Raw genomic sequence first — 15105 nt, forward strand, 5'->3', positions numbered from 1 at the left:
GTACAGAAAAGGGGTGTAACGCATGGCCCATGTCGGCTTTACGGATTTTCGGCAAAATCTCGCCACCCATCTCGACGACGTGGTCAACAGCCGCGCTCCGCTGGTCGTCACCCGCCGCCAGGGCAAGGCGGTCGTGGTGATCTCGGAGGAGGAATATGACGCCATGCAGGAGACGCTTCATTTGCTGGGTAACCCCGTCAATGCCGAGCTTCTACGGGGATCGATTGCCGAGCTGGAGGCGGGTGAGGGCGCCGGTCACGACCTGATCGAGAACGGCTCTTGAAACTTACATGGTCGAAGCGCGCCTGGCTCGATTACCTCCACTGGCAGGAAAACGATCGCGGCATGGTCGACAAGATCAACGCACTGATCAAGGATGCGATGCGCACACCGTTTTCTGGACTGGGAAAGCCCGAGCCTCTCCGGGGCGAGCTGCGGGGATACTGGTCGCGCCGCATTTCCGGAGAGCATCGCCTCGTCTATCGGCTCCAGGGGACCTCCGAGCAACAGGTGCTGGAGATTGCCTTCTGCCGCTATCATTATGTCCGACCTGAAAAGTGAGCCTGTTGTGAGCGACGCTATCCAATCCGACATCAATGGCGAGACCATCCACCATCCCTCCTGCATCCGCCACGCGATGCAGACGACCGACCGGCCGCTGGTCGCGCTCCACCTCTGGCGCGGCGGCCTGCTGGTACAGAAGCCCGACATCTTAGGACGACAGACATGAGCGAAGACCCGACCGACACCGAGACCGCACCGGAGCCGAAAGCCGACGATAGCCGCCACGCCGAGAAGATGGCGAAAAAGAAGGCGGCGCGCGACAAGATCATGGCGACGAAGAGCGGCGACAAGGGGCTGATCATCGTCCACACCGGCAAGGGCAAGGGCAAGTCGTCCGCCGCCTTCGGCATGATCTTCCGCCATATCGCCCACGGCAAGCCGTCCGCCGTCGTGCAGTTCATCAAGGGCGCGATGTGGACCGGCGAGCGGGACCTGATCGAGAAACACTTTTCCGATCTCTGCGCCTTCCACACGATGGGCGAGGGGTTCACCTGGGAAACCCAGGACCGCGCCCGCGACGTGGCGGCGGCGGGTGCCGCGTGGGAAAAGGCCAAGGAACTGATCCGCGACGAGCGCAACTCGATGGTTCTACTCGACGAGATCAACATCGCGCTCCGCTACGACTATCTCGACCTTGCCGAAGTCGTGCGATTTCTCAAGGAGGAAAAGCCCTACATGACGCATGTCGTGCTGACGGGCCGTAACGCTAAGGAAGAGTTGTTCGAGATCGCCGATCTGGTGACCGAGATGGAGTTGATCAAGCATCCATTCCGCTCCGGCATCAAGGGGCAGGCGGGAGTGGAATACTGATGACGCAGGGGTGGCTGTTCTGGGCGATCCTCTCGGCGGCCTTCGCGGCATTGACGGCGATCTTTGCCAAGATCGGTGTCTCCGGCGTCAATTCCGATCTGGCGACCCTGATACGCACGCTCGTCATCATCGTCATCCTGACGGCTATTGTCACCGCCACCGGCCAGTGGCAGTCGCCCTCGACGATCTCGGCAAAGACCTGGCTGTTCCTCGGCCTGTCCGGCCTTGCCACCGGCGGCTCGTGGATCGCCTATTTTCGCGCGCTGAAGCTGGGCGATGCTGCCCGGGTCGCGCCGATCGACAAGCTGTCGATCGTGCTGGTCGCCGTCTTCGGCGTGGTTTTCTTGGGGGAGAAGCTCGGGTTGGTCAACTGGCTCGGCGTCGCTCTCATCGCCTGTGGCGCGCTGCTGCTGGCGCTGTTCTGATCGGGGCGGCCTGTGGTCTCCGATCAGTGACCGATCCACAGCCGGACCGGATTGTTCGGATCGGCCAGCAGCTTGATGGCAAAGGCGATGCAGACGATCACCAGCAGCGGCTTGATGACCTTTGCGCCGATGCGCATGGCCAATCGAGACCCGAGCTGGGCGCCGAGGAATTGGCCTATCCCCATCAGGATACCGATCTTCCAGAGAATGGCGCCGGAGAACAGGAAGACCACAAGCGCACCGAAATTGGAGCCGAAGTTCAAAAGCTTGGTATGCGCGGTCGCCTTGAGCAGGCCAAAACCGGCAAGGCTGACAAAGCCGAGCATGAAGAAGGAGCCCGTCCCTGGCCCGAAGGCCCCGTCGTAGAAGCCGATCAGCGGCACCACAGTTAGCCCGAACAGCATGGCCGTCATCCGGCGATGCGTCTCGATATCGGTGATGTTCGGCTTCAGCGCGAAATAGAGGGCGATGGCAATCAGCAGGAACGGCATGATGATGCGCAGGATTTCGGTCGGCATGACCGTTGCCAGCAATGCACCGAGCACGCCGCCGATAGCGGCCATTGCGGCCATCGGTACCTGCTCGCGGAGATTGACATGGCCCTTGCGGGCATAGGCTATCGTGGCCGAGGCTGCGCCGCAGATGCTCTGCAGCTTGTTGGTGCCGAGTGTCTGTAGCGGCGGTATGCCGGCGATCAGCATCGCCGGGACGGTGATCAGCCCGCCGCCGCCGGCAATCGAATCGACGAAGCCGGCAAAAAACGCTGCGGCGAACAGCAAGAGGAGCAGTTGCAGGGAGATGTCTTGCACGGCGGGGACTCTGGATTGCGATGGCCCGTCTTCTGGCATTGCCGGAGGCCTGCCGCAATCCTCGTTTGCAGGCGTGGGCAAAATTGACGCCGCGAATGCGGCGGCCTAGACAGGGAACCCGTCTATCGAAGAGACCGCCCGTGACCCCTTCGCCATCAGATCGTCCATCCGCAGAAGCCCCCCGGCGGCTGGCGCTCGGCATGGGCTGCGAAAGCGGGGCGCCGGCCGGCGATCTTCTGGCGCTGGCTACGCTGGCCCTTGTGGAGGCCGGGCTCGATCCCGCCTGGCTGGAGGCGCTCGCCACCATCGACGGCAAGAGGGAGGAGCCGGCGATGGGCGCGGTAGCTGCCCATTACGGTATTCCCCTTCGCTTCTTCGATGCTCCGGCGCTTGAGCGGGAGACGCCAAGGCTGAAAAACCCATCCGACCGCGTGTTCCGGCTGGTCGGCTGCCACGGCGTCGCCGAGGCGGCGGCGCTGGCTGCGGCGGGGCGGCATGCGGTTCTGGTCGTGCCGAAACGAAAGTCCGGCTTTGCCACCGTCGCCATCGCCGAGATCCTCTGAATTTCACGCGGGACGAAGCCGCAGTGGCGCATCTGCGATATTGCGAAACCGCCGGGCAGCGGTATGGTAACGCCTTTCGGCGACGGCCAGAGCCGCTGTCGGACCCCATTCTGAGACAAGGACTTTCTCATGCACAAGGTCATTTACGACACCGATCCCGGCGTCGACGACGCCATGGCGCTGCTCTTCCTGCACCGTCATCCCGAAATCGACCTGATCGGCGTCACCACCATCTTCGGCAATGCCTCGGTCGACACGACGACCCGCAATGCGCTGTTCCTGAAGCGGGAGTGGGGCTTCGACTGCCCGGTGGCGCGCGGCGCCGACGTGACCTTCGATCCGTCGCGACCCGAGCATGGCTGGCCGACGCATGTGCATGGCATCAACGGCCTCGGCGATATCGACGTGCCCGAGACCATAGACCTGCCGGCGGATCCGCGCCCGGCCTACCAGTTCATCATCGACACGGTGCGGGCCAATCCCGGCGAAGTGCGACTGGTCGCCGTCGGCCGGATGACCAATCTGGCGCTGGCGCTGAAGCACGATCCGGAGATCGCCACGCTGGTGAAGGACGTGGTCATCATGGGCGGCGCCTTCTATGTGCCGGGCAATGTCTCGCCGGTCGCCGAGGCCAATATCTACGGCGACCCCGAAGCCGCCGATGCCGTCATGACCGCCGCCTGGAAGGTCGTGCTGATCGGCCTCGACGTGACAGCCATCACCACTATGAGCCGCAGCTACCTTGCCGATATGGCCAAAGCCGGCGGCAAGGACGTGCAGCTGCTGGCCGACCTGTCGCAGTCCTACATCGATTTCTACAAGCACGCGGTCGAGGATGGCATGATGGTGCACGACAGCTGCGCCAGCGCCTACATCGTCGCGCCCGAACTCTTCACCACGATCACAGGCGCAGTCCGTGTCGTCTGCGGCGGCATCGCCGATGGCCAGACGATCGTAAAACCCGACGGCCGCCATTTTCCGCCGGGACAGTGGGACGGCCTGCCGAGCCAGACGGTGTGTGTCGGGATCGAGTCGGAGAGGGTCGTGGATCTGATCCGGGATACGATTGTGGGGATTTGATCCTTTCGAACGAGGTCGCCCAGGTCGGACGGGCCGTCGCTGGTACTCAGTGAGTCGGATCCGCGTTTTAGGCGGGTCCGTTCAAAATCCGGATCACGTCTCTCATGGCTTGAGTCCGCGCCTGTCGGTAAGGTGCTGACCGGGTTAGGGATTGCTGCCCGAGGCGAGGGGACTGTTTGGCCCGTGCGCTGCGACAGGCCGTCACGCCGGCTTCTGCTGCCTGCCTCGGCGTTGCAATTTCAGCCTGCCACGCTTAGGACAGCTGTCATGACTGACACCCTGTTTTCCACATTGCCGACCATCGAGCCGGGCAGCGTCTGGCTGGTCGGCGCCGGGCCTGGCGATCCCGGCCTGCTGACGCTGCTGGCCGCAAAGGCGATGACCGAGGCCGATATCATCGTCCATGATGCGCTGGTCAATGACGACTGCCTGAAACTCGCGGCCAAGGGCACGGTGCTCGAATATGCCGGCAAGCGTGGCGGCAAGCCGTCTGCCAAGCAGCGCGATATCTCATTGCGACTGGTGGAGCTGGCGCAGTCGGGCAAGCGGGTGCTGCGGCTGAAGGGCGGCGATCCCTTCGTCTTCGGCCGGGGCGGCGAGGAGGCTTTGATGCTGGTCGCGCACAACATTCCCTTCCGCATCGTGCCAGGCGTCACCGCCGGGATCGGCGGCCTTGCCTATGCCGGCATTCCGGTCACCCATCGCGACGTCAACCACGCCGTGACCTTCCTGACCGGCCATGATTCGTCCGGGCTGGTGCCCGATGCGATCGACTGGCAGGCCATCGGCAAGGGGTCGCCTGTCATCGTCATCTATATGGCGATGAAGCATATCGCCCAGATCGTCGCCAACCTGATTGCCGCCGGCCGTTCGCCGGGTGAGCCGGTGGCCTTTGTCTGCAATGCCTCGACGCCGCAGCAGCAGGTGCTGGAGACGACGCTCGGAACCGCCGAGGCTGACGTCGCCGCCTCCGGCCTGCTGCCGCCGGCCATCGTCGTCATCGGCGCGGTGGTGGGGCTGAGACCGTCGCTCGACTGGCTGGGCGCGCTGTCGGGCCGGACGTTGGTACCGGAAAACCTTGGCGGCGTCGGGCAGGTGTCGGCATGAGCGGCCTTATGATCTCCGCGCCATCCTCGGGGTCCGGCAAGACGACCGTGACCCTCGGCCTGCTGCGGGCGCTGCGCAACCGTGGCGTCGCCATTGCGCCCGGCAAGGCCGGCCCCGATTACATCGACCCCGCCTTCCATGCGGCGGCAAGCGGCACGCCCTGCATCAACTTCGATCCCTGGGGCATGCGCCCTGAGCTGATCGCCGCCAATGCCGGCCTGCATCAGGCCGGCGGCAGGATGCTGGTGGTCGAGGCGATGATGGGCCTGTTCGACGGCGCTGCCGATGGCTGCGGGACGGCCGCCGATCTTTCGGCGATGCTGTCGCTGCCGGTGGTTTTCGTCGTCGACGCGGCGCGGACGTCCCAGTCGGTGGCGGCGCTGGTCAGCGGCTTTGCCAATTTCCGCGCCGACATCCGCATCGTCGGCGTCGTTCTCAACCGGGTCGGCAGTGCCCGCCACGAGCTCATGCTGCGCCAGGCGCTGGAGGCGATCCGCATGCCTGTGGTGGCGGTGGTGCGCACCGACAAGGCGCTGGCGGTGCCGGAGCGGCATCTGGGGCTGGTCCAGGCCGGCGAGCACGCGGGACTCGATGCCTTCGTCGAGCGGGCGGCGGCGGCTGTCTCCGCCGAGTGCGATTTCGACCTGCTGTTGCGGGCAGGGGCCGGCGGCAATGCGCGGCCATCTCCCGCCAATATCGCCCGTCTGGCGCCGCTCGGCCAGAGGATTGCCGTGGCGCGCGACATCGCCTTTGCCTTTTGCTACGAACACATGCTGCTCGGCTGGCGTCGGCGCGGCGCCGAGATTTCGTTCTTCTCGCCGCTTGCCGATGAAGCGCCGGACGCCGGTGCCGATGCCATCTATCTGCCGGGTGGCTATCCGGAACTGCATGCCGGCGCGATTGCATCGGCTGGTGTGTTCCAGGCGGCCATGCGCGATGCCGCCGGCCGCGGTGTCCGAATTTTCGGCGAGTGCGGCGGCTACATGACGCTGGGCGAGGGGCTGCTCGATGCCTCCGGCACGCGCCACGCGATGCTCGGCCTGTTGCCTGTGGTCACCAGCTACGAGACGCGCAAGCGGCATCTCGGCTACCGGCGCGTGACGCCACTGGCCGGTAGCTATTTCGAGGCCCCGATGAAAGCGCACGAGTTCCATTATTCAACGCTCATCAGCGAAGGCGAGGCCGATCCGCTGTTTGCCGTCAGGGATGCGCTGGACCTCGATCTCGGCACGGCCGGCCTGCAGCGCGGCAATGTTGCCGGTTCCTACATGCACCTGATCGATCTCGACGGGGAGGCTGCATGAGGGACAGGATCGCGCATGGCGGCGGCATCACGGCTGCCGCACGCCTTCATGGCGGCGCGCCTGAAGACTGGCTCGATTTGTCCACGGGGATCAACCCCAACCCGGTGGCGATCCCGCCTGTGCCGGAGACGGTCTGGCATCGGCTTCCCGATCAGCACCTGGTGGTCAGGGCGCGCTTGGCGGCGCAGGCCTACTACGACAGCGGGGACTGCCGGCCATTGCCGGTGCCCGGTACGCAATCGGTCATCCAGCTGCTGCCGCGTCTCGTTGCGGCGGGAAAACGAGTGGCCGTGTTGTCGCCGACCTATGGCGAGTATCGGCGCGTCTTCGAGCTGGCCGGCTTTACCGTCGATGCGATCACCGATCTCGAGGCGGTCACCGACGCCCACGGCCTGGTCGTCGTCGTCAATCCCAACAATCCCGACGGTCGCCTGTTGACGGTGGATCGGCTTGCGTCCTTGCAGCGGCAACTTCTTGGTCGGGATGCCTGGCTGGTTGTCGACGAGGCCTTCGGCGACGGCAGGCTGGAAAATAGCCTCGCACCGCTGGCATCGACATCCGCCAATCTGCTGATTTTCCGTTCCTTCGGCAAATTTTTCGGCCTGGCCGGGCTGCGGCTCGGCTTCGTCATCGCCGATCCATCGCTGCAGGACCGTTTCGAGGACTGGCTCGGACCCTGGGCGGTTTCCGGGCCGGCGCTGTGGCTGGCAGCAACGGTGCTGGCGGGGGATAATGCGGCTATCGGTTCAGGCATAAAAGCGCGCAGCGAGGCCCTGCGTCAGGTGCTGGCGCAGGCTGGTCTTTCGGTCGTAGGCGGCACGGACCTGTTTGCCCTCGTTGCCGATCCGCGCGCTTCCGCCATTTACGACGAGCTTTGCCGACACCACATTTTGGTCCGCAAATTCGACTATGCAACGGACTGGCTGCGCTTCGGGCTGACGGCCGACGAGACGCAGGATCGGCGGTTGGCGGCGGCGCTTTCGGGGTTGGCATGATGATGATAGACGAACACCTGCTCATTCTCGTGCTCGCCCTGCTGCTCGACCGCATCGTCGGCGATCCCGACTGGCTGTGGACGAGGCTGCCGCATCCTGTGGTGCTGTTCGGCAAGGCGATCAGCTTCGTCGATACGCGGTTCAATCTGAAGCGGCTTTCGGCCGCCGACCGTCGCCGCAACGGGCTGATGTCGATCCTGGCGCTTCTGGCGCTGAGCGCAGTCGTCGGGGTACTGCTGCATGACGTCCTCAGTCTCTTCGGCTGGCTGGGGCTGATTGCTGAGGCCTTGCTGGTGGCGATCTTCCTGGCGCAGAAGAGCCTTGCCGATCATGTCATTGCGGTGTCGACGGCGCTGCGGCGGGAGGGGCTGGAGGGCGGACGGCGTGCCGTGTCGCGGATCGTCGGCCGCGATCCCGAGGCGCTCGACGAGCCTGCCGTCTGCCGGGCGGCGATCGAGAGCCTGGCCGAAAACTTCTCAGACGGCGTAGTCGCTCCGGCGCTGTGGTATGCCGTCTTCGGGCTTCCGGGGCTGCTGCTTTACAAGATGCTCAATACCGCCGATTCGATGATCGGACATAAAACCGAGACTTACATCGACTTCGGGCGGGCGTCGGCACTGCTCGACGATGTCGCCAACTGGCCGGCTGCGCGGTTGTCAATCCTGCTGATCGCCCTTGGTGCAATGGCCCGCCGCGGTGCAGCCGCGCTCAACAACGCGCTCCGCATCGCCGCGCGCGATGGCGGCCTGCATCGCTCGCCGAATTCCGGGAGGCCGGAAGCAGCCATGGCTGGTGCGCTGGACATCCAGCTGGCGGGTCCCCGCATCTATGCCGGGGAGATGGTGCGTGAGCCGATGATTAATGGCGCGGGGCGTGGGACGGCGACCGTCAGCGATGTCGAGGTCGGCGTGACGATCTTCAATGCAGCCTGCACTGTCCTGGCGATTGCAACACTTGCGGGTTTTCTGCTGTTTCTTTGATTTCTTAATGAAGTCTTGTCTAAAATGATCGCCCGGAAATTGTTCACGGCGGAAGGCCTGCATTAATCCACTATAGTCAACTTCATGCTATCGTCCTCCAGTCGAATTTGCTCGTTTCGAAGCAACGATTGAGGGGAAGACGATGAAGAAGCTAATTTTTTCCGCCGCAGCACTGCTATGCGCGTCTTTTTATGCTGCATCCGTCGAGGCCTCCGTGCTTCTGGCTCGCATCGATATTGCCGCGCAGACGATGACTGTCAGCAAGGATGGCGTCACCCGCTACCAATGGAAAGTCTCGACGGCCCGACCAGGCTATGTGACGCCGACCGGCAATTATACCGCCAAGTGGTTGTCGCGCGACCACCATTCGAAGAAATACGATAATGCGCCGATGCCCTATGCCGTCTTTTTCAACGGTGGCTATGCGGTGCACGGCACCACCCATGTCCGCCGTCTCGGCCAGCCGGCGTCGCATGGCTGCGTTCGCCTTGAGACGGAGAACGCCGCGTTGTTCTTCGCCATGGCAAGCGACGTAGGGCTTGAGAACACACGTATAGTTATCAGCCACTAGACGTCCTGCCATTCCGGCAGCCGTCGCCTTTCCAAATTTTGGGCAGGCTGTTGCAGAGGCCATTGGCTTTTGGGACGGATTTCCCTATGACGAAGGTCGAAAGATCATTTGAAGAGGTACTGGCGTGACTGCTACATTCGACAAGGTTGCCGACATCATCGCGGAAACGAGCGAAATCGACCGGGCGACAATTACGCCGGAAAGCCACACGATCGACGATCTCGGCATCGACAGCCTCGACTTCCTCGACATCGTGTTTGCGATCGACAAGGAATTCGGCATCAAGATTCCGCTGGAAAAGTGGACGCAGGAAGTCAACGAAGGCAAGGTTTCGACCGAGGAATATTTCGTTCTGAAAAATCTCTGCGCCAAGATCGACGAGCTGCGCGCCGCTAAGGCCTGAGCCACCGCGACATTTTTGTGAACGCCCTGCCGCTTCTCATGGGACGGCCGGGCGGTTTTGTTCCTGGCACTATCTCCCACCCGCCTTGCTTCTCCCCGGCGGGTCGGATCGGAGAGTATCATGCTGCTGGAATATTTCCAGATGATCGACCGGATCGAATCCGTCGACCTGTCCAAGGGTTTCTTGAAGGCGCGTTCCGTCGTGCCGGCCAAAAGCCCGGTTTTCGAAGGCCATTTTCCCGGCATGCCGCTGGTTCCCGGCGTTCTCCTCATCGAGACCATGGCGCAAGCCTCGGGCATGTTGGTGCTGGCGGCGACGAATTTTGCCGCCATGCCATTCCTGATGACCGTCGACGGCGCCAAGATGCGTGCCTTCGTCGAGCCGGATGCCGTGCTCGACATCGAGGCGATCCTGGAGCATGACGGATCCGGATATGCGGTGACCAAGGCAAAGATCATGGTCGCCGGAAAGAAGGTCTGCGATGCGCAGTTGAAGCTGCGAACGCTGCCGTTTAATGAAGTGCCGCTGGCAGATATCGTCCGCAAGCGCGCCACCGAAGTCGGGCTTCTCGACGCCATTGCCGCAAGCGCCTGAACGGTGCTGGCCAAAGGCGGCGCAGCCGAAAGGATTGATGTATGAGCAAGGCTCCCAATGACGTCGTCATCACAGGCGTCGGTATCGTAACCTGCCAGGGCGTCGGCAAGGATGCCCATGTCGCGCTGCTGACAGCAGGCGCGTCGCCGGCTGTTGTCGTCGAGATGGAAAAGTTCAAACCCTATCCGGTGCACCCGCTGCCTGAGATCGACTGGTCGCAGCAGATCCCCAAGCGCGGCGATCAGCGGCAGATGGAAAACTGGCAGCGCATCGGCGTGTTCACCGCCGGCCTGGCGCTGGACGACGCCGGCTTCAAGGACAATTTCGAGGCCTGCGGCACGATGGACATGATCGTGGCGGCCGGCGGCGGCGAGCGCGACATCGCTGTCGACACGCTGATCGTCGACGAGGGCCTGAAGCGCAACGACCGGGAGTTGATGCTCAACGAGAAGCTGACCACGGAACTGCGGCCGACGCTGTTTCTGGCCCAGCTGTCAAACCTGCTCGCCGGCAATATCTCCATCGTCCACAAGGTTACCGGATCGTCGCGCACCTTCATGGGTGAGGAAGCGGCCGGCATTTCTGCTGTCGAGACTTCCTTCCATCGCATCAAGTCCGGCGAATCGACCCATGCTCTGGTCGGTGGCGCCTTTTCGGCCGAGCGGCTCGACATGATCCTGCTGTTCGAATCGATCGGCGGCCATAGCGTCGGCGACTGGCAGCCCCTGTGGTCCCGTGGCGACCACACCGGCGGCGGCATGATCGTCGGCTCGCTCGGCGCCTTTCTGGTGCTGGAATCGCGAGCCCACGCCGAAAGCCGCGGCGCCGCGATCTATGCGACCATCGATGCCATCGAAGGCGACCGGGGCAGCCGCGACGACGGCAAGTTCGAAGCCCGGCTCGAGCGGTTGCTCGAGCCCGCCAAGGCCTCCGGCAGCGAGACGATCGTCTTCTCCGGCAGCTCCGGCATGCACGAGATCACGGCCCGCGAAAAGGCGGTGCTGGACAAGGCCCTGCCTGAGGCCGCGATCCGTGGCTATGGCGGCGTCACCGGCCATGGCCTGGAAACGCAGTTTCCGCTCGGGCTCGCCTTTGCCGCGCTGGCGCTGGCCAACAAGGCCAAGGTTCCCGCCTTCGATACCACCCATGAAAAGCCGATGGGCGCTGCCGCCCGTACGGCCATTGTGACGACCGTCGGCCACACGCGCGGCGAGGGCGTTGCCGTCCTGTCCGCCGAAGCCTGAGGAGTGATTTAGCATGACTGCTGCTGCCTATAGGGACCACCTCGGACGCCCGATCGTCGCCGTCACCGGCATGGGGATCATCACTTCGCTCGGCCAGGGACTGAAGGACAACTGGGATGCGCTGACATCGGGCGTTTCCGGTATCCACGCCATCACGCGCTTTCCGACCGACAACATCTCGACCCGCATCGCCGGCACCGTCGATTTCATCGAAGTTCCGGTTTCCAACGCCGTCGAGCGTTCCTATGCCTTTGCCCGCGAGACGACCATCGAGGCGCTGGCCCAGGCAGGCCTGTCGGGCGACTTCAACGGGCCGCTGTTCCTCGCCGCACCGCCGATCGAGCCGGAATGGAGCGCCCGATTTGCGCTCGGCGACCGTTCGCCGCCCGCCGATCATCCGGGCGATGCCTATGAGCGGTTCCTGACGGCGATGCGCGAGCGTCCCGATCCGGCCTTCCACGAGGCTGCCTCGTTCGGGGCCATCTCGGAGCGGCTGTCCGACCGGTTCGGCACGCGCGGCCTGCCGGTGACGCTGTCGACGGCCTGTGCCTCGGGTGCGACAGCCATCCAGCTCGGCATCGAGGCGATCCGCCAGGGCCGCACCGACCGTGCGCTGTCGGTTGCCACCGACGGCTCGCTCAGCGCCGAGGCGTTGATCCGCTTTTCGCTGCTGTCGGCGCTGTCGACGCAGAACGATCCGCCGACCAAGGCCTCCAAGCCGTTCAGCAAGGACCGCGACGGCTTCGTCATCGCCGAGGGTGCTGCGACGCTGGTGCTGGAATCGCTGGAATCGGCCGTTGCCCGCGGCGCCAAGATCCTGGGCATCATGAAGGGTGCCGGCGACAAGGCAGACAGTTTCCACCGCACGCGCTCCTCGCCTGATGGCGCGCCGGCGATTGCCACCATCCGCGCGGCGCTGGCCGATGCCGGCATGGCCGAGACCGATATCGGCTATATCAATGCGCACGGCACCTCGACGCCGGAAAACGACAAGATGGAATATGGCGCCATGCTGGCCGTGTTCGGCGAGCGGCTGGCGAAGATCCCGGTGTCGTCCAACAAGTCGATGATCGGCCATACCCTGACGGCGGCCGGTGCCGTCGAGGCGGTGTTCTCACTGCAGACGATGCTGACGGGCACCCTGCCGCCGACCATCAACTATGCTATTCCGGACACCAGCATCGACCTCGACGTGGTGCCCAACGTCAAGCGCGAGACGCAGGTCCACGCCGTGCTGTCGAACTCGTTTGGCTTCGGCGGGCAGAATGCCAGCCTTGTCATGGCGCTCGATCCGGCCTGAGGGCCTTCGTTTAATCCGAAACGTCATCCGGCCCGTAAGGTCGGATGACGGCGACCGGTTTCGTTGCCTGTTGCCCCTGGCGGCAACGACCGTCTTCCGCCAACGGAATGGCTTCCAGTTCAGGCTGAAATGCTCTAGAGCCTGTCGCCACACGATCTACTTGATAACGCCTTCGGGCGGAGGGCTTTTCCATGCGTGCTTTGCAACTCGTCGACGACCGCAAGCTTGAGATCACCGACCTGCCGGAGCCGGACGCTCCCGGCCCCGGCGAAGTGACGCTCCGCGTCAAGGCCGTGGCGCTCAACCATATCGATGTCTGGGGCTGGCGCGGCATGGCATTCGCCAAGCGCAAGATGCCGCTGGTCATCGGCGCCGAAGCCTCCGGCGTGGTCGAAGCCATCGGCCCCGGCGTGTCCAGCGTACTGCCGGGCCAGCTGGTGTCGATCTATGGCGCGCGCACCTGCGGCCTCTGCCATCACTGCCGCGCCGGCCGCGACAATCTCTGTGAAAATGTCAGCGGCGTCCACGGCTTCCACCTCGACGGTTTTGCCCAGGAGAAGGTCAACCTGCCGGCCCGCCTGCTGGTGCCGGCGCCTCCGGGCGTCGATGCTGTTGCAGCAGCCCTTGCGCCCGTGACCTTCGGCACGGTCGAGCACATGCTGTTCGACAATGCCAAGCTCCAGTCGGGCGAGACCATTCTCATTCACGCCGGCGGTTCCGGCATCGGCTCGGCGGCGATCCAGCTAGCAAAGAACATCGGCTGCACCGTCATCACGACCGTCGGTTCCGACGACAAGATCGAACGGGCGAAGGCGTTGGGCGCCGATCACGTCATCAACTATCGCGTCGACCGTTTCGAGGGCGTTGTCCGCAAGCTCACCAAGAAGAAGGGCGTCGACGTCGTCTTCGAACATGTCGGCAAGGACACCTTTGGGCAGTCTATGTTCTGCCTGAAGCGCGGTGGCCGGCTCGTCACCTGCGGCTCGACCTCGGGCGTCTCCACCGAAATCAACCTGATGATGCTGTTCCAGCAGCAATTGAAGCTGCTCGGCTCGTTCGGCTGCCGGATGGAGAACATGGCTGACGCCATGCAGAAGATGGCGCGCGGCTATGTGCATCCCGTGATCGACACCGAAGTGCGCTTCGACGACATCGACAAGGCGCTGGAGCGCATGGAGTCGCGGCAGATCTTCGGCAAGATCATCCTGAAGATGGACTGACCGGTGAAGCTTTTCATCACCCGGATCGTTCTTGCCATCAGGCGCTTTCGCCAATGGTCGATCGCGCAGCTCGCCTTCGGATTCCTGAACTTCCTGAAGCTGTTTCCGGCCGATGGCGGCATTCGCTTCGCGGACTGGCTGATGCGCCGGATCGGTCCGCGCACGCGTCGTCACACGCTGATGCTCACCAATCTCCACAACGCCTTTCCGGACAAGAGCGAGGAGGAGGTGGAGGCGATCGCCCTGGCGAGCTGGGGCAGCATGGGGCGGCTTGCGGCGGAGTATGTGTTCCTCGACCGGCTGTTCGATTTCGACCCTGAAAAGACCGAGCCGGGCCGCATCGAGGTGTCAGGCATTCCGATCTTCCTCGAGCTGCGCGAAAACCCGCGACCGTTCATCGTGTTTACGGCCCATACCGGCAACTTCGAGCTGCTTGCGGTCGCCAGTGCCGCCTTCGGGCTCGATGTGACCGTGCTGTTCCGGCCGCCGAACAATCCCTATGTCGCCAAGAAGGTCTATGATTTCCGCGCCAAGCGGATGGGCCATCTGGTGCCGTCGCATGCCGGCTCGTCCTTCGCGCTGGCCCGCCAGCTGGACGAAGGCGGCAGCGTCGGCGTGCTCGTCGACCAGAAGTTTCGCAAGGGATTGAGGACAAAATTCTTCGGTCGTGACGTCAAGACGAACCCGTTGTTGCCAAAACTGGTCCGGCAGTTCGAATGCGAGGTCTATCCGGCCCGCTGCATCCGCTTGCCGAACAATCGCTACCGGCTGGAGATCGAGCCGAAGCTGGAGCTGCCGCGTACAGAGACGGGGGCGCTGGACCTGCCCGGTACCGCGCAGATGATGAACGACAAGGTCGAGAGCTGGGTGCGGGAATATCCCGAGCAGTGGCTCTGGTACCACGATCGCTGGAACATCAAGAAGCACGTCTTCAAGTGATTTCAGCAGGTTAGTTGCCCATCTGCGGCAGGGCCCATTGGCTCGCGACCCTTGGTCCCGGTTGCCTTGCTACAGAAAAAGCACCCGAAAAAGCAACCATCCATATTGCAGTGCATTATGGTAGTTGTTCGCAATAAAACCGTGACATAGTTCAGTCATATGCTTCTGTCGGGGCAGGGATGATGACTTTGAAGAGA

At 63.6% G+C, this 15105-nt stretch carries 19 protein-coding genes; 18 read left to right on the forward strand and 1 reads right to left on the reverse strand.

Translation table 11 applies throughout. The features are described 5' to 3' along the window. The first annotated feature begins 22 nt into the window (after positions 1-22). The 5 genes from VH564_RS11420 to VH564_RS11440 are packed head-to-tail and all read left to right on the forward strand — an operon-like array spanning position 23 to position 1799. Positions 23-283: a type II toxin-antitoxin system Phd/YefM family antitoxin gene (locus VH564_RS11420; RefSeq protein ID WP_423339939.1), complete on the forward strand. Its 261-nt coding sequence runs from the start codon at positions 23-25 to the stop codon at positions 281-283. Continuing rightward, positions 280-561, forward strand: a complete 282-nt coding sequence (locus tag VH564_RS11425) for a Txe/YoeB family addiction module toxin (protein ID WP_423339940.1) — start codon at positions 280-282, stop codon at positions 559-561. Before VH564_RS11420 ends, VH564_RS11425 begins: the two co-directional genes overlap by 4 nt. Positions 562-568: 7 nt before the next feature. Continuing rightward, positions 569-730: a hypothetical protein gene (locus tag VH564_RS11430; protein WP_423339941.1), complete on the forward strand. Its 162-nt coding sequence runs from the start codon at positions 569-571 to the stop codon at positions 728-730. Further along, complete coding sequence (cobO, locus tag VH564_RS11435; RefSeq protein WP_423339942.1) at positions 727-1374, forward strand: cob(I)yrinic acid a,c-diamide adenosyltransferase; 648 nt, start codon at positions 727-729, stop codon at positions 1372-1374. The genes VH564_RS11430 and cobO overlap by 4 nt, the downstream gene beginning before the upstream one ends. Then, the gene (locus VH564_RS11440) at positions 1374-1799 is read left to right on the forward strand and encodes an EamA family transporter (RefSeq protein WP_423339943.1); all 426 of its coding nucleotides are present in this window, start codon (positions 1374-1376) and stop codon (positions 1797-1799) included. The genes cobO and VH564_RS11440 overlap by 1 nt, the downstream gene beginning before the upstream one ends. A gap of 23 nt (positions 1800-1822) precedes the next feature. Here the strand turns inward: VH564_RS11440 and VH564_RS11445 are convergent, their stop codons facing one another. Beyond that, positions 1823-2608 carry a TSUP family transporter gene (locus tag VH564_RS11445; protein WP_423339944.1) on the reverse strand — a complete coding sequence of 262 codons (786 nt, stop codon included), beginning with the start codon at positions 2606-2608 and terminating at the stop codon, positions 1823-1825. 140 nt (positions 2609-2748) lie between these two features. On the opposite strand from VH564_RS11445, the gene VH564_RS11450 reads away from it, so the two are divergent. From VH564_RS11450 to VH564_RS11510, 13 genes are all read left to right on the forward strand, one after another. Then, positions 2749-3171, forward strand: coding sequence for a cobalamin biosynthesis protein (locus VH564_RS11450; protein ID WP_423339945.1), 423 nt, complete (start codon positions 2749-2751; stop codon positions 3169-3171). 129 nt (positions 3172-3300) lie between these two features. Then, complete coding sequence (locus VH564_RS11455) at positions 3301-4251, forward strand: nucleoside hydrolase (RefSeq protein ID WP_423339946.1); 951 nt, start codon at positions 3301-3303, stop codon at positions 4249-4251. Between the two features lie 267 nt (positions 4252-4518). Then, positions 4519-5358: a uroporphyrinogen-III C-methyltransferase gene (gene cobA, locus VH564_RS11460; protein WP_423339947.1), complete on the forward strand. Its 840-nt coding sequence runs from the start codon at positions 4519-4521 to the stop codon at positions 5356-5358. Then, complete coding sequence (locus VH564_RS11465) at positions 5355-6662, forward strand: cobyrinate a,c-diamide synthase (RefSeq protein ID WP_423339948.1); 1308 nt, start codon at positions 5355-5357, stop codon at positions 6660-6662. The genes cobA and VH564_RS11465 overlap by 4 nt, the downstream gene beginning before the upstream one ends. Continuing rightward, the gene (cobD, locus tag VH564_RS11470; RefSeq protein WP_423339949.1) at positions 6659-7657 is read left to right on the forward strand and encodes a threonine-phosphate decarboxylase CobD; all 999 of its coding nucleotides are present in this window, start codon (positions 6659-6661) and stop codon (positions 7655-7657) included. The genes VH564_RS11465 and cobD overlap by 4 nt, the downstream gene beginning before the upstream one ends. Next, the gene (gene cbiB / locus VH564_RS11475) at positions 7657-8637 is read left to right on the forward strand and encodes an adenosylcobinamide-phosphate synthase CbiB (protein WP_423339997.1); all 981 of its coding nucleotides are present in this window, start codon (positions 7657-7659) and stop codon (positions 8635-8637) included. The genes cobD and cbiB overlap by 1 nt, the downstream gene beginning before the upstream one ends. Positions 8638-8779: 142 nt before the next feature. Further along, positions 8780-9208 (forward strand): L,D-transpeptidase, encoded by a 429-nt coding sequence (locus VH564_RS11480; RefSeq protein ID WP_423339950.1) that lies wholly within the window; start codon positions 8780-8782, stop codon positions 9206-9208. A 124-nt stretch (positions 9209-9332) separates the two neighbouring features. Continuing rightward, entirely contained in the window at positions 9333-9611 is a 279-nt protein-coding gene (locus VH564_RS11485; RefSeq protein ID WP_007814022.1) for an acyl carrier protein, read from the forward strand. Positions 9612-9731: 120 nt separating this feature from the next. Continuing rightward, a complete protein-coding gene (locus tag VH564_RS11490) occupies positions 9732-10205 on the forward strand; it encodes a 3-hydroxyacyl-ACP dehydratase FabZ family protein (RefSeq protein ID WP_423339951.1) in 474 nt (157 codons plus the stop codon). A gap of 41 nt (positions 10206-10246) precedes the next feature. Beyond that, positions 10247-11449: a beta-ketoacyl-ACP synthase gene (locus tag VH564_RS11495; protein ID WP_423339952.1), complete on the forward strand. Its 1203-nt coding sequence runs from the start codon at positions 10247-10249 to the stop codon at positions 11447-11449. A gap of 13 nt (positions 11450-11462) precedes the next feature. After that, positions 11463-12749 (forward strand): beta-ketoacyl-ACP synthase, encoded by a 1287-nt coding sequence (locus tag VH564_RS11500; protein ID WP_423339953.1) that lies wholly within the window; start codon positions 11463-11465, stop codon positions 12747-12749. Positions 12750-12940: 191 nt separating this feature from the next. Beyond that, complete coding sequence (locus VH564_RS11505) at positions 12941-13969, forward strand: zinc-binding dehydrogenase (RefSeq protein ID WP_423339954.1); 1029 nt, start codon at positions 12941-12943, stop codon at positions 13967-13969. A gap of 3 nt (positions 13970-13972) precedes the next feature. Beyond that, the gene (locus tag VH564_RS11510) at positions 13973-14908 is read left to right on the forward strand and encodes a lipid A biosynthesis lauroyl acyltransferase (RefSeq protein ID WP_423339955.1); all 936 of its coding nucleotides are present in this window, start codon (positions 13973-13975) and stop codon (positions 14906-14908) included. The last annotated feature ends 197 nt before the right edge of the window (positions 14909-15105 follow it).

It is taken from the genome of Rhizobium sp. HT1-10 (assembly GCF_049472505.1).
GTDB lineage: Bacteria > Pseudomonadota > Alphaproteobacteria > Rhizobiales > Rhizobiaceae > Rhizobium.